Annotated in this window: 16 protein-coding genes and 1 pseudogene; 2 read left to right on the forward strand and 15 right to left on the reverse strand. The window is 67.7% G+C overall.

Features of this window, described 5'->3' with window-relative positions; genetic code table 11:
* From AWB92_RS30245 to AWB92_RS22920, 12 genes and pseudogenes are all read right to left on the reverse strand, one after another.
* Positions 1-241, reverse strand: a pseudogene (locus AWB92_RS30245) (secretion protein EspI); the annotation flags it as partial.
* Between the two features lie 105 nt (positions 242-346).
* A complete protein-coding gene (locus AWB92_RS22870) occupies positions 347-634 on the reverse strand; it encodes a WXG100 family type VII secretion target (protein WP_085189728.1) in 288 nt (95 codons plus the stop codon).
* Positions 635-672: 38 nt separating this feature from the next.
* Positions 673-975 carry a WXG100 family type VII secretion target gene (locus AWB92_RS22875; RefSeq protein ID WP_085189730.1) on the reverse strand — a complete coding sequence of 101 codons (303 nt, stop codon included), beginning with the start codon at positions 973-975 and terminating at the stop codon, positions 673-675.
* A gap of 88 nt (positions 976-1063) precedes the next feature.
* Positions 1064-2260, reverse strand: a complete 1197-nt coding sequence (locus AWB92_RS22880) for a PPE family protein (RefSeq protein WP_085189732.1) — start codon at positions 2258-2260, stop codon at positions 1064-1066.
* A 280-nt stretch (positions 2261-2540) separates the two neighbouring features.
* A complete protein-coding gene (eccCb, locus tag AWB92_RS22885) occupies positions 2541-4313 on the reverse strand; it encodes a type VII secretion protein EccCb (RefSeq protein WP_085189734.1) in 1773 nt (590 codons plus the stop codon).
* 73 nt (positions 4314-4386) lie between these two features.
* Positions 4387-6630, reverse strand: a complete 2244-nt coding sequence (gene eccCa / locus AWB92_RS22890) for a type VII secretion protein EccCa (protein ID WP_085189737.1) — start codon at positions 6628-6630, stop codon at positions 4387-4389.
* Positions 6630-8072: a type VII secretion protein EccB gene (gene eccB / locus AWB92_RS22895; protein ID WP_085189739.1), complete on the reverse strand. Its 1443-nt coding sequence runs from the start codon at positions 8070-8072 to the stop codon at positions 6630-6632. The genes eccCa and eccB overlap by 1 nt, the downstream gene beginning before the upstream one ends.
* A gap of 3 nt (positions 8073-8075) precedes the next feature.
* On the reverse strand, positions 8076-9797 hold the full coding sequence (eccA, locus tag AWB92_RS22900; protein WP_085189741.1) for a type VII secretion AAA-ATPase EccA: 1722 nt from the start codon (positions 9795-9797) through the stop codon (positions 8076-8078).
* Positions 9790-10401: a hypothetical protein gene (locus AWB92_RS22905; RefSeq protein WP_085189743.1), complete on the reverse strand. Its 612-nt coding sequence runs from the start codon at positions 10399-10401 to the stop codon at positions 9790-9792. Before AWB92_RS22905 ends, eccA begins: the two co-directional genes overlap by 8 nt.
* 34 nt (positions 10402-10435) lie before the next feature.
* A complete protein-coding gene (locus AWB92_RS22910) occupies positions 10436-11287 on the reverse strand; it encodes an ESX secretion-associated protein EspG (RefSeq protein ID WP_085189745.1) in 852 nt (283 codons plus the stop codon).
* Between the two features lie 2 nt (positions 11288-11289).
* Positions 11290-11604, reverse strand: a complete 315-nt coding sequence (locus AWB92_RS22915; protein ID WP_085189747.1) for an ESX-1 secretion-associated protein — start codon at positions 11602-11604, stop codon at positions 11290-11292.
* Positions 11605-11677: 73 nt separating this feature from the next.
* On the reverse strand, positions 11678-12976 hold the full coding sequence (locus AWB92_RS22920; protein ID WP_142282253.1) for an EspA/EspE family type VII secretion system effector: 1299 nt from the start codon (positions 12974-12976) through the stop codon (positions 11678-11680).
* A 475-nt stretch (positions 12977-13451) separates the two neighbouring features.
* On the opposite strand from AWB92_RS22920, the gene AWB92_RS22925 reads away from it, so the two are divergent.
* Positions 13452-13733: a WhiB family transcriptional regulator gene (locus tag AWB92_RS22925; protein ID WP_085189751.1), complete on the forward strand. Its 282-nt coding sequence runs from the start codon at positions 13452-13454 to the stop codon at positions 13731-13733.
* On the opposite strand, the gene AWB92_RS22930 is transcribed toward AWB92_RS22925, so the two are convergent.
* Both AWB92_RS22930 and AWB92_RS22935 read right to left on the reverse strand, forming a co-directional pair.
* Positions 13730-14191, reverse strand: a complete 462-nt coding sequence (locus tag AWB92_RS22930) for a nitroreductase family deazaflavin-dependent oxidoreductase (RefSeq protein WP_085189753.1) — start codon at positions 14189-14191, stop codon at positions 13730-13732. The two genes, AWB92_RS22925 and AWB92_RS22930, sit on opposite strands and share 4 nt — an antisense overlap.
* 1 nt (position 14192) lies before the next feature.
* On the reverse strand, positions 14193-15041 hold the full coding sequence (locus AWB92_RS22935) for an NAD(P)H-binding protein (RefSeq protein WP_085189755.1): 849 nt from the start codon (positions 15039-15041) through the stop codon (positions 14193-14195).
* Positions 15042-15151: 110 nt separating this feature from the next.
* Between AWB92_RS22935 and sigI the strand changes: the two genes are divergently transcribed.
* On the forward strand, positions 15152-16027 hold the full coding sequence (gene sigI / locus AWB92_RS22940; protein ID WP_085189756.1) for an RNA polymerase sigma factor SigI: 876 nt from the start codon (positions 15152-15154) through the stop codon (positions 16025-16027).
* On the opposite strand, the gene AWB92_RS22945 is transcribed toward sigI, so the two are convergent.
* On the reverse strand, positions 16024-16926 hold the full coding sequence (locus AWB92_RS22945) for a MinD/ParA family protein (protein WP_085189758.1): 903 nt from the start codon (positions 16924-16926) through the stop codon (positions 16024-16026). The two genes, sigI and AWB92_RS22945, sit on opposite strands and share 4 nt — an antisense overlap.
* Between the last annotated feature and the right edge of the window lie 21 nt (positions 16927-16947).

Genomic DNA, 16947 nt, shown 5'->3' on the forward strand with positions numbered 1-16947 from the left:
GGGCCGGCCGGGGCTCGACCGGCATTGGGGGAGGCGGGGATTCGGCCCGACCGGGTGGCGGCGGCTCCGCCCAGTCGACCGGCATCGGGGGCGGCACGTGGCCGTTGGCCTTGGGTGGACTCGTCGGCATCGGCGGCGTCGGTGACGCCGCATTGACATCAAAGCTGGTGTGCGCCACGGCCTCCTCCGGAATTTCGATCCCCTCGGGGGGTTGAAAGAGCCGGTCGTAGTCGGCCGCCATGAGAACCTCTCAAAAAGTCATTCTTGCGACGAAGCACGAGAAGAGGCGAGAACCCATCCGGCGAGCCCGCCCAATCCCGTGCTTTGCCGCTCCGCGTCGTGCGATCTAACTGAACATGCCCGTCACGCCGGATTCGGTTTGGGCCATCGCTTGACTGGCCTCCGTGATCCTGGCTGCCAGACTCTTCAGCGACTCGTTCAGCTCAGCGGACGTCTCGTCCCACCGCTGCTGGACGGCCTGGTATGCCTCCGAACCGCTACCGCCCCACGCCGCGGCCAGCTTGGCGAGGGAACTTTTTCCTTCGTCGAGAAGTCCCTGGGTGGTCTGGACGGCACCCTGAATCTGGGAGGCGCCGCCTTCGATGCCGGCGAAATTCCATGACTGTTCTGACATAGCTTGGCTCCGTTATCTATTCGCTGTTGGGGTGGGTGCTAGAAGTTCATCTGCGACGACAGCGTGCTGGCCTGTTCGTCGTCGGCCTTGGAGTATTCGATGCCGGCGCTGTGGATGTTGCTCGAGATGTCGCCGAGCGTCTTGATCTGGGCCTGGCCCGCTTCGTGAAAGCGCTGCAACGCCTGCTGAGCGGCGGCGCCCGCTTGGCCGCGCCAGTGGCCGGCCAGTTCGCCACCGGTCGACTCCACCGTGCCGATCACCCGCTGGAGTTCGCCGGAGATCCGGTCAAAGTTGCTAGCCTCCGCGCTGAGGGTAGCGGCATCGGTCCTCATCTCTGCCATGCTGGACTACTTTCTCTTCTGCTACGTCCTCGCCATTGATGGCAAGTCTTCCGGCCGGGGGTGACCGGGAAGTCGATTAGCTGGGCGCTCACCAGTCGTCCTGGTCGTCCAACTCGTGGTTGAAGTCGTCTTCGTCGGGGGCGAGCAGCGCTGGGGCGGCGAGTCCGGGTCGGGCGGTTGCGCCGGATTGCGCCCCGGCGCCCATCATTCCCATCGGGGCGGCGCCGCCGACCGCGGAGGAACCGGCGCCGGCGCCCCCGCCGGGCCCGGCCGCCGCTGAGGGCTTGTCGATCAGCTGGCTCATCAGCGTCGTGCGCGGGTCGGATCCCGCTGCGCCCGGCAGTGATTCGGCGTGCATGAGTCCGAGGCCCACGCTGGGTCCCGATCCGCCGGCGAGCGGGTGATTGGACAGCGGGCCGGCGCCGAGCAGACCGATCTGCCCCGGTGCGTGATCGCTGGGGGCGCCGAGCGGGCCGCCCGCGGGGTTGCCGCCCATGCAGCCCATGCCGCCGGTCTGTCCGGCGAGCGACGTCAGCTGCTGGATCGGCTGCATCAGTTGCTGCATCGGACCGCTCAGCTGCCCGGCCTGCGCCAACTGGCTCAGCAATTGCATGGCCTGCTCTTCGAGCGGCACCGCCAAAACCGGAGTGGCCGTGGGGATCTCGTCCGCGAACTCCGCAAGCCGGCGCAAAGCGCCCGGGGCGGCTTTGCTCGCCACTCCGGAAAGCTGGCCCAACGCCTCGGTCCCGCCCACCTCCGGCTGCAGGATGGGCTTGATCGGCGCGAGCGGCTCGAAAACGGTGTTCGCCGCGGTCTCGGCCTGGTAGATGTCCATCGCCGCGGCGGCCTGATTCCACATTCGGACGAAGTAATCCATTTCGTTGAAGCCGATCGGCACGAGGTTGATCCCGAGGAAGTTGGTGGCCGTCAGTACCGCGTGCGTGATGTGGTTCATCGCGATCTCGGGCAGCGAGGGCGTCATGCCCAAGGCGTTCGTGTACGCCGCGGCCTGAGCCCCGGCCCGCAGTCCGCGCTGCTGCGCCTGTTTCGCGGCATCGTGCAGCCAGGCCACCGTCGGAGCGGCGGCGGCGATCGCGCGATCGCTGCTGGCGCCGGTCCATAATCCTTTGAGGGACACCAGGATTGCGGCCAGCTCGACGGCCTGCGCCTCCAATGCGCTCCCCAGCGCTTCCCACCCCGCGGCGGCCTGCAGCATCGGCGCCGGTCCCGCTCCGGCCATCAGGCGCGCGGTGTTCAGCTCCGGTGGCATCGCGTGCCACAACATGACTATCGGTCCCCTTGGGTTGTGCGTGAGTTTCTTGGTTATTTATTGCGCCGTATTGTTACGTCGAAGTGCTCCCATTTTTGCGCCCAGGCAACGGCTGAAACATGCGAAAGGGTTGCATTCGCATAGCTCTCCTCTAAATGTGCGTGAACGCAAACCAAATTGCTCGTGAACCCAAACCATTACGATTACGACGGAAAAGCAACCGGACGGTCACCGCGGTCCTCGACTCAGTAACGACCTTCGGGCCCAGCTTGTTTCGTGGGCTGATGGGATGATCCTAACCGCCTCCCGGGTGTCCTGGATGCACTTCTTCTGGAGGATCGATGTAAGCGGCTTGGATAACCTCTTTGCCCTCCGGCGCCACTAAAAATGCCTGCCCCGGCGGGCGGCGCTTGACCTGGATCTCGCGTGACGGGAAATCTTGTTTGTCGCCCGAAAGGAAAAGCGTCGGAGATCCCGCCCCGAACGCGGCACCGACAAATTTGTCCATGGTCGCCTTGTATGCGTAGCTCATTTGGCAGGTCACAATGATGTGCAGCCCGATGTCCGGAGCGGCCGGCAACAACGGCGCCAGCGGCGCCATCGGCGGCATCCCCCCGGCGGCGGCGACGATCATGTGCCAGTCGTCGACGAGCAACACCACGTCGAATCCCGTCCACCACGACCGCGACCGCAGTTGCGCGGTCGTCAGGTCGGCCGGCGGCAAGCGCTTCTGCAGGTTGAATGCGAGCGCCTTGATGGCTTCGTCGAGCGTCGTGCTGTTGCGGTTGATGGCCCCGGCGTCGAGTAGGTGGCTGTCCGGCACCGCATCCAACAGCCCGGAGCGGTAGTCGGCGAGCATGAACCGCACCTGCTGGGGGCTGTTGCGGGCGCAGATCGCTCGGGCGACCGCGTGAGCGATGCGCGTCTTGCCCGACTTCGGTCCGCCGAAGATGAGTAGGTGCGGCGTCGTGTACATGTGCGTGTACGCGACGGACAGGTCGGTTTCGCGCACTCCGATCGGGATCGTCCAGCGTGTGCGGTAGTCGGACTCCGGGCCCGGCGGGTGGGGGTCGAGCTCGTGCAGATGGATGCGCTCGGGCAGGACCCTGACCCGGGGCGCCCGATCGGTGTGCTGCGTCCCGACCTGGTTCACCGCCGCCGTGATCGCCTCCACCAGATTGTCGGCGCTGTGCACGCCGTCGAACCTCGGGACGCCGATCATCAAGTGGTGCTTCTCGATCGACATCGCCCGGCCCGGGCGATTGGCCGGGATCTCCCGGGTGACTCGGTCGATCTGGGTGTCGTTGACGTCGCCGAGCCGGAACTCGATCTTGGTGCCGAGGTAGTCGCGCACACGCGACTTCAGTTCCGTCCAGCGTGGCGTGGTGAGCACGGTGTGAATTCCGAACGACAGGCCCTGCGCGGCCAAATCCTGGACCTGGGACTCGAGGTCTGGGAACTCGCTGACGAACGCCGGCCACCCGTCGACGACCAGGAAGACGTCGCCGAACGGGTCGGCCGCGACGGGTTGGTCAGGGTCTTCCCGCAACTGCCGGTACATCGCGATGGAACCGACCCGGTGCTCCTTGAAGGTGGCTTCGCGTTGCCGCAGAACGGCTCGCACCTCCGCCACCACGCGCATGACTCGGTCGGGCTCCGACCGGGTCGCCACCCCGCCGACGTGCGGCAGGTCATCGAGGTAGATCAGCCCGCCGCCACCGAGATCGATGCAATAGAACTGAACCTGGCGCGGCGTGTGCGTGGCGGCGGCGGACAGGATCATCGTCTGCAGCAGTGTCGATTTTCCGGTTTGCGGTGCGCCCCCGATGCCGATGTTGCCGCCGGCGCCGGACACGTCGACTCCCCACACTCCCTGCAGGTGCCGGCGCGGCTCATCCATGATGCCCAGCGCGAAGCGCAACGGTTGGCGGTCGTCGCGCGCGATGAGTTCGTCGAGCGGTGTCGGATCCTTCAACGGCGGCAGCCACATCTTGTACGCATGCGACTCCGTCGTGCTGAGTTGGTCGAGCACCACCTCGCTCAGCGCCCGCAGCTTCGCGTCAGTCATGGGCGCCGTCCCCCGCAAGGGGGAGGTGCCCCCACCTCACCATCACTTCGTTCTGCATCGTCGCCGGCGCGGCTCATGACGTCATCGCCTCGTCGAATACCGGGGCGGCCGTGAACTGGTGGATCCGAAGCGTTTTCGGGCCGGGCCGCGGGCCGGCCCCGTTGCCGTCGCCGGCGGTCTCGGTGCGCTTCGGCGGAACGTACGGTGCACCGGTGTAAAGGGTGCTGAACTTGACCGGATCCTCCATGCCGACCCGGAGGAACCCGACGCCGCTCTCTTTGTTGGTGATGTATTGCGCCTCAGGGGTTCCGATCACCGACTTCGACTCGTGCGAGCTGGTGGTGCGCAAGGCGATGCGGTAGGTGAGGTTCGGCTCCAGCTTGTCGATGCGCGCCCCGCCGGTCTGCAACGACTGGGTGGCCAGCAGCAGGTGCACACGCAGGGACCGACCGACGCGGCAGATCCGGTCGAAGAGCGCGATGAAGTCCGGATGGCTTTGCAGCAGCTCGGCGAACTCGTCGACGACGACGAAAAGGGTTGGCAGCGGCTTGAGGTCGGCGCCGCGCTCGCGGTACTTCTCGTATTCGGCCACTCCCGAGAGCGCCCCGGTCGCGCCAACCGCGATCCCGGCTTGGCGGAGCAGCGACTGGCGGCGGTCGAGTTCGCCGGTCAGCACCTCGCCCATCCGGCTGACGAGCTCGGCCTCCTCGGCCATGTTGGTGATCACCGCGGCGGTGTGCGGAAGCTTCTCCATGCCGAGAAACGTTGAGCCGCCTTTGAAGTCGGTCAGCAGGAGGTTCACCTGGTCGGGGTGGTGCATGGCCACCAGCGAGAGGATGAGTGTGCGCAGGAACTCGGACTTTCCCGAACCGGTCGTTCCGATCAGCATCCCGTGCGGCCCGCCGCCAAACTCGGCGCCCTCCTTGATGTCCAGGTACATGACGTTGCCGGTCTTGAGTTCATGCCCGAACGGAATCTTGAGGCGGTCACGGTCGGTGTCGGTGAACATTCGCCACCGGGCCGGTGTCACCTCCTCGACGCTTTGCGCACCGACCAGCTGGTGCCATTCGGTGGCCACCTTCTTCTGTTGCACCCGGGAGCTTTTGTCGAGGATGGTGCCGGTGATCGACCATCCGGCCAGCTTCCTGGCGATGCGGGTGGCCTGTTGTGCCGACATGCGATCGGCGGTCGCGGTCACCTGGCGGAACGACTGCCCGGGCAACCGGTCGTCGGCGGTGCCGTCCTCGGCGACCCGGATCCGGTAGTTCGAGCCACGGTGATTGCCGAGCGTGATGACCGTGACGCCGGCCCTGCCGTCGGGCGGGAAGCCCGCCTTACCGCCGGTCAGATCCACCACCACGACGTAGGGCCCGGTGGGCGTCGAATCCGGTGAATGCGGTCCGCGCGCAGCAAGATCGGACAGGCCATCGGGACGGGTGTAGATCATCCGGGTCGGGCCGGCACCGTCGGTGTCGGTCGGATGCTGAACGTGCGGCAGCCATTTCAACCAGGACCACTGGGGATCGTCAGGCTCTTCGGTGAGCACCCGCAGCTGCATCAGGTCGGGCGGATGGAACACGGCGAGGTGGCAGATCATTGCCGTCAGTAACCCCGCCGCCCCCGCGGGGTCGCCGCCCACCGCGATCGTCGGAAACGTGCGCAGCTGCACCAACTTTGGGCAGTCGTGGATCAGGCCGTGCGTGCGCAGGAACTTCACCACCCACATGTTGGCGACCGGCTCCAGGTACGGCTGGGGCGCCGCGGAGGGGCCTGCCAGTTCACCGCCGGCGGACGGCTTCATCAGCCGGTCCACCGCCGGCTGGTCGCCGATTCCGATGCGGGTGGCGGCGTAGAAGTCCGCGTTGGCCGGGCGCGCCCACTGCCGGGGGGTGCCGATGATCGACAGCAGATCGTCGGGATGTGGCGCGTGGTAACTGAAGAACGCGACCTGCGCGCCGGCCGAGGCCGTCACCCGTGGCCGCAGCCCGGCCAGGTAGCGCAGGTACTCCTTGCGGTCGGCGTTGATCTCGGGCACCTTCTTGCCGCCGCCGCTCCCGCCACCGGCCATCATGGAAATCGACATCATGATCATCATCAGCGGCATCATCAGCATGTACGGCGAAAGTTGCCTGGTGCCAGTGAAAATCATGATCCCGATCATGCCGAGCATGCAGACGCCCATCACATAAGGCAGGGCCTTCTGGATGCCCGACGGCGGGATGTCGACGCCAAGGTCTTCCGGAGGGGTGACGCTGATTTCGCCCGGCGTCAATCGAGGGCCGCGAGCGACTGTCGGGGTGAACTTGCGCGTCGTCATCAGGGCGCTCCGGGTGCCGCGGGAAGTTTGGCGGGGCTCGGATCGGCGGGCAGCGTGTCGTGCTCCAGCAGGGCGGCGTCCTTGGACAGCACCGGACCGTCCACCAGCAGGCGAACGATCTCCCAGGGTGCGGTCTTGGGCGCCTTCAGGCCCAGCGCGGCGGCCGTCTGCGCGTCGGGCAGTCCGTAGCGCACCCCCTGCGGATCCACGTAATAGAGGGATTCGCCGTACTTCGGGTCGGGCGACTGCAGCTGCACATACTTTCCGCCATCGGTGTAAACGGTTGCGGTTCCTTGGATCTGCTTGATACCCGTGCTCATCGCCGAGGGCGGTATGGGCAGGTGCCGCCCGGTCAGAACCGCCGTCTTCGGGGTCTGCTCGCCGGCCTTGCGTTCCCACGACCAGCACAACGTGGGGTCCTGCGGCCGGGCCACCAGCTTGATCGGTTCGTCGGGCAGGGGCGAGTTGTAGACCTTCTCGGGGATCCGGACGACCAGGCTCGGCACCAGCGCGGGCGGCGCTATCAGCCCGTGGGATTGGTTGGCGCGCAGCGCGACCGAGGTGTTGGCACTGATCGGGGCCACCCCGTCGGGCAGCACCACGAAGTATTGCGGCCCGGTGCGGCCGGTGATCTGGAACACCGAGCCGATGACGAGTTCGTCGGGCAGCCCGAGCGTGTTGGGGGCGCCGTCGTTGGGGATCGGGGGCAGCTGCCAGGACCCGGCGTCGGGCAGCGCGTTGAACATGGCCGCGGTGATGGGGCTCGGCTTGGCGTTGGCGGGTATCCCCACGGCCGTGGTGAGGGGGCGGTCGGCCAGATCGGTGGCGTGCCGCCCCTTCGGGGTGATGATCCAGTCCTTGCCCTGGAAGGACACCAGCAGCGCCTCGCTCGGCAGGAGTGGGTCTATCGAGGAATCGATGACCAACGGCATGGCGACCACCGCGGTTTGAACGGTGGGACTGACGGTGTCGGCTTTGGTGACCGTGTCGCACAGCGCCCACGCGGACGAGGAGTCCGACGAGACCGGCGTGGCATAGGGGGCGCCGGGGATGCCCACCGACTGGCCCTTCGGAAACCCGTTCAGCTCGGCGGATTTCACGGCCGTGGGCTCGACGGGGTTGCCCAGCACCAGCCGCGCCGAGGTGAGGTTGTAGACCGGGTGCAACTGGCCCGCCACCATCAGATACAGCTGGTTGGTCGAGCGGTCGACGAACAAATTGCCGCCGCCGAGCTTGCCCTGCGGCTTGAAATAGGCCATCGCTAGGGCGCCCACCACGATCAACACGGACACGACGACGCCGAGCGCCACCGAGCGACTGTAGAACTGCAGCGGGTCGTCGAACATCCGGGTGTCGCGCCGCACGATGGCGTGCTCCAGGCGGCGGAGCAGAAAGCGCCAGCCGCTGACCTGAACCTTGGTGGTAAGCCGAAGACCCGCCATGTGTCACTCGGTGATGTTGAGCCGGCCGTGTACCGCGGTGATCGCCTCGGCCATGTCCTCGCCGTTGATCTCGCGGAGCCGATCGACGTCGAGCTGTTCGAAGTCGGGGGAGCGCGTCAGGCGGATGTCACGGTACTGCTCACCCGCCTCCACCAATTGGCGCGCATAGCGACCGTTGCCGGCGATGTCGAGCGCCGGCTTGCCGCGCACCGTACGCTGGCTCAGCAGCTTCGCCGCCTGCAGCAGGTTTTCGGAAGCCTCCAGGCTCAGTGCCGAGTCATTGCCCGCGGCAATGACTTTCGCGATCTCGCCGATCTCCTCGGGGGAGTAGGTGTCGAATTCGATCCGGGTGGCGAAGCGCGACCGCAGGCCCTCGTTGGTCTCCAGCAACCGATCGATGTCGGAGCTGTAGCCGGCGATGATCACCACCAGGCGGTCGCGGTCGTTTTCCATGCGGGCCAGCAGCGTGTCCAGGGCCTCGGTACCGAACGGGTCGGCCCGACCGTCGCGTTCCTGCACCAGCGCGTATGCCTCGTCGATGAACAGCACGCCGCCCAGGGCGCGGTCGATGGTCTTGGTGGTCTTGACCGCCGACTGGCCCTCGTATTCGGCGACGAAATCCTTGCGTGATGTCTCGACGAGTTTGGGTTCCGGGATGACGCCGAGGCCAGCGAGGATGTTGGCCACCACCCGCGCGATCGTCGTCTTGCCGGTGCCGGGTGGCCCGGTGAAGATCATGTGCTTGCTGGGCTGGGCGACCTTCATGCCGCGGGCGGCGCGAACCCTCGCCATCTGGGTCGCGGCGCGGTAGCGCTCGACCTGATCCTTGACCCGCGCGAGCCCGATCTGCCGCTCCAGCTCGGCCTCCGCCTCGGCGAGCAGCTGGTCTCGGCCGGAGGTGTCGGCGACGACGGTGGCGGCATCCCAGGGGTCGGTGCGGGCGGAGATCTGTTCGGCACTGGTCGTCACCAGGCGGTACGACGAATCCTTGAGCGCCGCCGCAACTTTGGGCTCGGGATGGGTGGTCTGCAGCCATTCCAGGAGCGCGACGGCGGCCTCTTCGTTGCCCTGGCCGCGGCGCGTCATCGCCAGGTACCAGGCGATGGCCCGCGCGCAGGCTTCACCCGCCGGAGACGAGTTCGCCTCCGTGAGCCGGCGCTCGGCTTCGGTGAACAAACCGAGGTTGGCCGCGGCGACGCCGTGCGCGACGCCGGCGGCGGCCGCCAGGAACGTGTCGGGCCATCGTCCGGCGCCCCGCACTTCGTCGACCACGTCCGTCCACCGCCCCGCCTCGCCGTAGATCACGGCCTTCACCCACGACAACAGGTGCTCCGCACCGGCGGCGGCGCTTTCGTCCAGGGCCTCCATGGCGTCGGCGTAATTCCCGTGCGACGCCTCGTTCACCGCGAAGCCCAGGGTGATGGCCAGGGGAGAGTTGACCGGGTAGGTGATGTCGCCGTACGGGCCGCCGATCGCAATCCGGGCACCCAGGGCGTTCATCGAAACTTGGGCGGACCCCGCCAGTTGGCCGAACTGGGTGCGCGAATACCAGGCGCGGAACAGCGTCGCACGGTCCGTGTCACCGCACCGGATGCGGCCGACCCATGCGTCGCAAGCCGATTCGTCGTAGTTCGTGATCTCGGTGAACAGGTCCAGGGCGCGCGACTCCGAGACGGGCAGCATCGCGACCGCACTTTCGAACAGACCGGTCAGGTGATCACTCATGGTCGGCGGCGTATCGGGTGGCGAACACTTCCGCCTGTTCGGCGTCGGCCTCTTCTGGCGTCGGCAGACCGATGCCGTTCTCCATGAAGTCCCGGAGCACCTCGTTGCCGTCCAACCCAATCGCGCGCATGGTTTCCGACAGCGAGTCGTTCTCCAACAGATAAGTGTGCTCGCCGGCCAGTCCCTTTTGCCGCGCCAGGCCCGCGATGACGACGATCTCATCGGCGAGCTCGGACTCGCTCATGCCGGTCACCTTCGGCGACAGGCTGATCTGGTGGACCCTGCCTCCGACGAGCGCCGACACCGACACCGTCTCGGGCGGGTTGGTCACCGTGAACAGCGGGCCGACTTCCTCTTCGTCCTCATCCGCGGCATCCGAGCTCGCCGAGTGGATGGCGTCCAGCTCGGTGTCGGTGTCGTCGGATTCCGCCGCCGCGTATGCGTCCAACGCAGCAACGTCCGACTCCTCGCCGTCGTCGGCGACGGAGAAGTCCAGGGGGTCCGACTCCGAGACGCTTTCCGCCGCAACGTCTTGGTCGGTGGCGGAGAAATCGAGCGCGGCCAGGTCGTCGTGGCCGTCGTCATCCCCGAAGTGCTGCGTCATGGCGTCCTTCTTTCTTTGTTCGTGTCGGCAGGGGTCAGGCTCGGTGAGCGGCTTGGGCTTGGTCGAAGGCGTGATCGAACCAGGCGCGCGCGGGGAGGAACTCCAGGAGGCCGTCCAGCGTGCGCTGCAGATTTTCCTTGGTGCCGGAGAGGAAGCTTCCGTACAACTCGCCGCCGACGCGCCTGGGCAGCGAAACCACCCTGCCGCGTGGCGAATCGAGGATGCCCGCGGCCACATCGGTGTGCGTGGTGGTGCCGCCGGCGTGGCGTTGGCCGGCAATGATCTCCACCCAGCTGCTCGGGTCGGCGATGATCTCGGCGTAGCCCTTGGCCGAGGCGGGCCCGACACCGTGTGCCGCCAATTGGGCCGCGGTAGTACATGCGGCCAGCTCGGAAGCGACGCCGGTCAGCGGCTCGACGTCGGCGGGTTCGGCGGAGCCCAGCACGGCGTTCACCATGCCGGCCAGGCCGACCTGCGGAGCCACCATTTGCAACACCAGCAGGTCCCCGTCGCGCGCCGCGATGACGTGCCGGTCGCCCTTGCGGCAGATGGCAAATCGCACCATCACCCCGCCTGCATCGCGCCGCCACCAGCGGCCCTCCAGCGTCCGGTCGGCGCGGCTGAGGGCGTCGACCATCGCCGCCACCGCCGGATGCGGTTGACCGGAATGGTCAAGCACCCCTTGTGCGGTCAGGTCACGTCGCACCTGGTCCCACACGAGGTTCCGCAGGTCCTCTTGCGGAATGTTCGGCCGGATCCCCAGCGCCGCTGGGAAATCCACCAGGTGCAGCAGGTCGGCGATCACCAACATGCCGTCGATGGTCACCTCCACGCCGACGACATCGTCGACGCGGCCATCGCGATCGGCAGTGAGGGGACGGGACATGGTTACTGCGGAAGCACCTGCTTGTCGAGATTCCCGCTGAGCTCGTTGTCGACCTTTTCGTACGTTTGGTTGGCGGTGCGCAGCTTCGCGGCGAGATCGGACGAGGCGGTCTTGATGTTGTTGCCCGCACCCTGGCGCGCATTCTCGGCGGCGGTGAACGCGCTGTTGGACACGCCGCTGATCACACCGTGGGTCACCCAGACCGCGACCTCGATCTTGGACGTCGCGGTCGCCGCGTCGCCAGCCGTCTTCGACGCCTCGTCCTGACTCTTCGCCAATTTCTCCAGGTATCCCGGGGTGACGGTCAGATTCGCCATGCCGTTGTCTCCTTAACGCTTGCTCGACGGGTAGTTATGGAATTGGGATGCAATGGATTTGACGCGCTCGCGCTCAAAGGACTCGCCCCGCGGTGCCGGGTCCCTCGGCGCCGGCCTCGGCGGCGCGAACATCGTCGACGGGCGCGCGCTCTGCGCCTTCGGTGCCGGCGCCGGCGCCGGCGCCTTCGTCCGCGAGCGCGGCCTCCTCGGCGGGGCCGGCGGGCGCCGAGCCCTGCTGGCCCATCGAGGCGAGCTGCTGTACCGAGCCCATCGTCTGGTTGACAAGGTTCATCTGCTGGGAGGCCTGTCCCGAGATCTTCGCGGCCTGCGTCGAAGCCGCGGACACCTGAGCCGCTGTGGGGAGCGTGAAAGCGGGGGCAGCCGGCGCGGCGGGTGCGGCGGGTGTCTCCGGCACCTCCGGGGTGGCGTCGATCGGGGTCTCATCGTCGGTCAGGGCGCTCATCTTTGCGCGCGCGTCGGCCGACGCTTCCTGACCCGCCTCGCTTGCCATGCTGGACAACCTCGCGACGGTGGGCGGAGCGGAGAAGGTCGACAGGCTGTCGGAAATGGCCGTGAAGCTGGACACCGTGGTCTCTTCGGCGCCGGTGATCTCGATCGTGCCGAACGTGGCCTTCGATGTGGCCTCCGCCGCCACCTCGCCGTACTGCAGCGCCACCGCGCTGATCTCGTTGCCGAGCGACATGGAATTGGCAAGCGTGAACATCTCGAAGGCCAAGACTGTGGCGCCCGCCGCGAAGGCGGCCACTATCTGCCACGCGCACGAAATCTCGGGGCCCACAACGGGAATCAGGTAAAGCGCCAGGGCGATGCCTTGCGCGACGACAAGCGCGAACAGTGTTACCGAGATGGCCGTGTGCGCCTTCTGGACCTCGGAGCCCTGGTTTGCCACCAGCGCCTGCATCTGTTTGTCCAGTTCCTGCATCTTGACCACCAGGGCCTGCAGCGCGGCGTTCTGGTCGGCGTAGGCCTTCGCCGCGGGGCCACTCCAGTCCCGGTTGTCGGGCACGGCCCCATCAAGGTGCAGCTTGACGTTGGCCAATTTGTCTACACCGCTGGTGAATGCTCCGCCTTTGTCGGGCGGCCCAAATCCGTTGAAAAGGTCCACGATCGAGATCGCGACCATTGCGACGTCGACAATGGCGGTCGGGGTCGGGAGCACCTTGGTGCCCGATTTGGCCAGCGCATCTTTGAGGACCTTGATCTGGCCGCGGCCGTACCACGCCGCCTTACCCCCGAGGGCGCCCAGGTTCGCCGCGAGGCCCACCCAGTCCTCCGAATAGCCGGCGCTGCCCGCGCCACCCAGCCGCTGGAAGCAGTACGCCAGATCATGAATGCCAGCCAACCGACTCACCGCGGTAACCCCTTCGCGCTCGCTTTTGTTGTGCACCGAAGCCGTGCACGGTGAGATGAGCCTAACGCGCTCCGACCAGGGTCGCTGCACGAATTTTTCGGTACCCCAGTCGATTCCGTTATCGTTGAACCGACCGCGCAGTAACATTGCGCGCTGGTTGCGGCCCGGCGAACGAAGGAATAATTCGGGGGTGATTGCGCCCGTTCGGCCGATTGGGCTGATACGCGGATCCAGAATCCCGCCGCCGGGTGGGCACGTAAGGCTTAGGCAGACATACGTTTCGGGATTGTTAGGCCCGCGTTTGCCCGTGGTTCAGGGGGCGGAGGCCGGGTGGGAGTGGGATGTGCTCGAGCGCGGCGGGCAGCGCGATGCGGTAATGCGAGGGACGTGGAACTGTTGCATTGCGATGGTTGTGCGACGGCCTCCGAAGCATTCGCCGCAGAGATGCAACGCTTTCCGGAGGAAACGTAGCGATATGGCCGCGATGACTTTGATCGACGCCCAACTCGGCGCGTGCACGCGCGACCCCGACCGCTGGACCACCACCCCCGACGACGAGGCGAAGGCCTTGTGCCGGGCGTGCCCGCTGAGGTGGCCGTGTGCCCGCGAGGCCGTCGAGTCGGCCGGCGCGGAGGGGCTGTGGGCGGGGGTCGTGATACCCGAAAGCGGTCGGCCGCGGGCGTTCGCGTTGGGGCAACTGCGGTCGCTGGCCGAGCGCCACGGCTACCCGGTCCGGGGTGCCGTGAAGTCCGCCTAACCCGCCTCGCGCTGTTTGACGTTCGGCTCGAACCGGAATACGGCGACGCGGCCCGCCAGCGCCTCGAATTCGTCGGCGGTGCCGTCGCGCACCATCCCCGAGCGCTTCGCGAACGCCACCCCGACGGGCACCTCGGTGGCGAACGCCCGCAGCACCGGACGCGCCTCGTCGGCGTCGAGTTCGATGATCCTGACCTCGCGCGAGCGTCGGCCCCGGCTCAGCGTGCCGCTGCCCGCGGCGCGGGCGTTGGCCGCCCAGTCGGCGCCGGGGTAACCGGCCACCACATAGAGGCCGCCGCCAAATTCGAAGGGCGTCATCGGCGTGCGGCGCGGCTGACCCGACTTGCGGCCGGGCACCGTCAGCACCATGGCGGGCCCGGTGGGGATCCCCAGCCGCTGGACCGCCATCATCACCTTGTTCATGGGCTTGAGGTAGCGCGGCGGGCGTGGTTCGGACACGTCAGGCTCCTTTCTCTTGGGCGAACAGGTCGCGGTGCTCCGAAACCCAATGCGCGACCGGCGTCGCCGGCCGGCCGAGGATCTTCTCCACGTCGTGGGTGACCAGCGCGGGCTTGTCGAGCGTCTCGGCGAGCATGGCGATGTAGGCGTCGGCGAAGTCGGCGCCGAACCCGATGGCGATGAACCGCTGCCGCACCACTTCCGTCGGCGCCTCCTGGTACCGCAGCGGCCGACCGAGGACGTCGCCGATAGCCGCGGCCAGCTCGGAGTTGGTGAACGCCTGCGGACCGGTCAGCGGGATCCGCTGGCCGACAAGGTCATCGGTGAGCAACGCGCGCGCCGCCACCGCCGAGATGTCGCTCTCGACGATCGGTGCCGTCGACGCCGCCGCGTAAGGTCCGGCCACCACATCCCCGGCGCGGATCTGCGCCCCCCACATGCCGGCGAAATTGGTCACGAAGACCGACGGCCGCAGGCTCACCCAATCCAGACCGGATTCGACGGCGAGCTGTTCGACCTCTTTGTTGCGGTCACCGCGAAAGCGGGACGGCTGCCGCGAGAAGTCGTCGTCGGCGTTGATCGCCGACAGCGCAACCAGCTTGGTGACTCCGGCGCGCCCGCATTCCGCGACCACCCGGGACAGGTCCGGGCCCAGCGCGCGGGAATTGAGGAAGACGGCCGAGGCGCCCGGGAGCGCGTCGGAAGCCGAGCGGACCGCCTCGACGCCGGCCGGAAGCCCGGCGGCATCGGGTGTGCGAGTGACGGCGCGGACGTGGGCGCCCGCGGCGAGGAGTTCGGCAACGAGCGGGCGCCCGACGTTGCCCGTCGCTCCGGTTACGACGATTGTCATGGGGAGGGTCCTTCCGTGAGTTTTCAGTGCTGCACCAAGGACGGCCCCGGAGGTGGGAAAGTTACAGTCGAAACACGTAACTTTTTGCGGGACCAAATCGTCGAAGGTTCATGAGCCAGTCGCAGTCATCCAGCGACCAGGTCGCCGAGGCCTGGCGCAGTAATCGCCCGTATCTGGTGAATCTCGCGTATCAGATGCTCGGCGACGTCGGCGAGGCGGAAGACGTTGCGCAGGAAGCCTTCTTGCGCCTCTCGCGGGCCGATTTGAACGAGATCGACGACGTCCGCGGCTGGCTGACCGTGGTGGCGAGCCGGATCTGCCTGGACCAGGTGCGTTCGGCGCGTGCCCGCTACGAGCGGCCGGGTGAGGTCGAGCCGCGGCCGCCGTCGCCGCGCCTGGACCCGGCCGACCGGGTCACCCTCGACGACGAGGTTCGTACCGCCTTGCTCGAGGTCTTACGCCGGCTCAGCCCCGGTGAGCGGGTCGCGTTCGTGCTGCACGACGTGTTCGGCGTCCCGTTCGACACCATCGCCGAGACGGTGGGCCGTCCCGTCGGCACCTGCCGTCAGCTGGCGCGGCGCGCGCGAAGCAAATTCACTGTAGCGCAACCGAAATTGAACGAGGTTGCCCCGGCCGAGCACCAGCTCGTCACGGAGAAGTTCATCACCGCGTGCGCCAACGGCGACATCGCCGCATTGACCGCGGTGCTGGATCCGACGGTCTGGGGGGTGGGCACGGTCCTGGCCGAGCCGGCGCCGCCGCCGCAGATCAACCACGGGCCGGACGCGGTGGCCACCAACCTGCTGCGCTATCTCGGCCCGGAAGTGACCCTGGTCGTCGGGCCCGCGGGAGGACCCGCGGTGTTGGCCTTCGTCGACCGCCGCCTCTTCGCGTCGATCGTGCTGACGATTCGCGGTCGCCTGGTGACGAAGATCGAGGCCATCGCCGATCCGTGGGCACGCCTGGGTGCCGGTCAGCGGCCTTAGTGCGCCGCACCGGGTGGCCGGGCCGCGAAATACCCCGCGACCGTCGCCGTCACCTCGAGAAACCTGCGCCGGGCCGCCGGGGACATCTCGCGGTCCACATCGATGACGCCGCCCGGCCGTAGGTGGGGATCGAAGGGCACCTCGACCACCGGCTGCCCGTGTTCGACGAATTCGCGCGCCAGCAGCTCCCGGGTGCGTTTGTCGGCGTGGCCGTCGGAGTCGTTGAGCACCACGATGGTGCGGCGCAGCAGGCCCGTCAGGCCCCTCTCCGACAGCCACTCCATGGTCCGCGCGGCCGCGGAGGCCCCGTCCGCCCACGGCGAGGACACCACGATCAGCGCATCCAGGTCGCGCAGCACCTCCTGGGTCACCGGCGCGTCCATCGTCGAGCCGCAGTCGATGACCGAGATCGTGAAGTGGTGATCCAACCGGAGCGCGGCCTCCCGGTAGATCGCGGGGTCGAGCACCCGGCGCGGCCCGGACGCCGGCTCGCCGCCGAGCACGTGCAGGCCGGCGGAGTTACGGCCAAGGCGCCCAACCACATCGGCGAACGACCGCAGGTTTTTATCGGCGGTCAGTTCCCAAAAGGAGCCGGCCGATCGCGGATCGATTCGGCTGCTCAACCGGCCGAACGCGGTGTCGGCGTCGATCGCCACCACATGGTCCTGGCGCCGCAGCTCGGCGAAAAGCGATCCGACGCTGGCGGCCACCGATGTCTTGCCCACCCCGCCCTTGCCCAGCACGCCGACCTTGTAGTTGCCGTGCAGGGGGGTTCGGATGGCCGCCTCGTACTGAGCCTCCTGGCGCTGCGCGGGCGACGGGCCCAGCTTGACAAGGCCAAAGGTGGCCAGCCGCAGGACGCGTCGCCAGCCACGCTCGGGTAGTTCAGCTGCGGGCATGGGTGTGGGCTGCTGGGGCGG

The sequence above is a fragment of the Mycobacterium sp. IEC1808 genome (assembly GCF_002101935.1).
Lineage (GTDB): Bacteria > Actinomycetota > Actinomycetes > Mycobacteriales > Mycobacteriaceae > Mycobacterium.

What these genes read in the sequence shown, in the direction of transcription:
- AWB92_RS22870 (WP_085189728.1), bottom strand. Translation starts at nt 634, where the DNA reads ATGTCAGAACAGTCATGGAATTTCGCCGGCATCGAAGGCGGCGCCTCC.
- AWB92_RS22875 (WP_085189730.1), bottom strand. Translation starts at nt 975, where the DNA reads ATGGCAGAGATGAGGACCGATGCCGCTACCCTCAGCGCGGAGGCTAGC.
- AWB92_RS22880 (WP_085189732.1), bottom strand. Translation starts at nt 2,260, where the DNA reads ATGTTGTGGCACGCGATGCCACCGGAGCTGAACACCGCGCGCCTGATG.
- eccCb (WP_085189734.1), bottom strand. Translation starts at nt 4,313, where the DNA reads ATGACTGACGCGAAGCTGCGGGCGCTGAGCGAGGTGGTGCTCGACCAA.
- eccCa (WP_085189737.1), bottom strand. Translation starts at nt 6,630, where the DNA reads ATGACGACGCGCAAGTTCACCCCGACAGTCGCTCGCGGCCCTCGATTG.
- eccB (WP_085189739.1), bottom strand. Translation starts at nt 8,072, where the DNA reads ATGGCGGGTCTTCGGCTTACCACCAAGGTTCAGGTCAGCGGCTGGCGC.
- eccA (WP_085189741.1), bottom strand. Translation starts at nt 9,797, where the DNA reads ATGAGTGATCACCTGACCGGTCTGTTCGAAAGTGCGGTCGCGATGCTG.
- AWB92_RS22905 (WP_085189743.1), bottom strand. Translation starts at nt 10,401, where the DNA reads ATGACGCAGCACTTCGGGGATGACGACGGCCACGACGACCTGGCCGCG.
- AWB92_RS22910 (WP_085189745.1), bottom strand. Translation starts at nt 11,287, where the DNA reads ATGTCCCGTCCCCTCACTGCCGATCGCGATGGCCGCGTCGACGATGTC.
- AWB92_RS22915 (WP_085189747.1), bottom strand. Translation starts at nt 11,604, where the DNA reads ATGGCGAATCTGACCGTCACCCCGGGATACCTGGAGAAATTGGCGAAG.
- AWB92_RS22925 (WP_085189751.1), top strand. Translation starts at nt 13,452, where the DNA reads ATGGCCGCGATGACTTTGATCGACGCCCAACTCGGCGCGTGCACGCGC.
- AWB92_RS22935 (WP_085189755.1), bottom strand. Translation starts at nt 15,041, where the DNA reads ATGACAATCGTCGTAACCGGAGCGACGGGCAACGTCGGGCGCCCGCTC.
- sigI (WP_085189756.1), top strand. Translation starts at nt 15,152, where the DNA reads ATGAGCCAGTCGCAGTCATCCAGCGACCAGGTCGCCGAGGCCTGGCGC.
- AWB92_RS22945 (WP_085189758.1), bottom strand. Translation starts at nt 16,926, where the DNA reads ATGCCCGCAGCTGAACTACCCGAGCGTGGCTGGCGACGCGTCCTGCGG.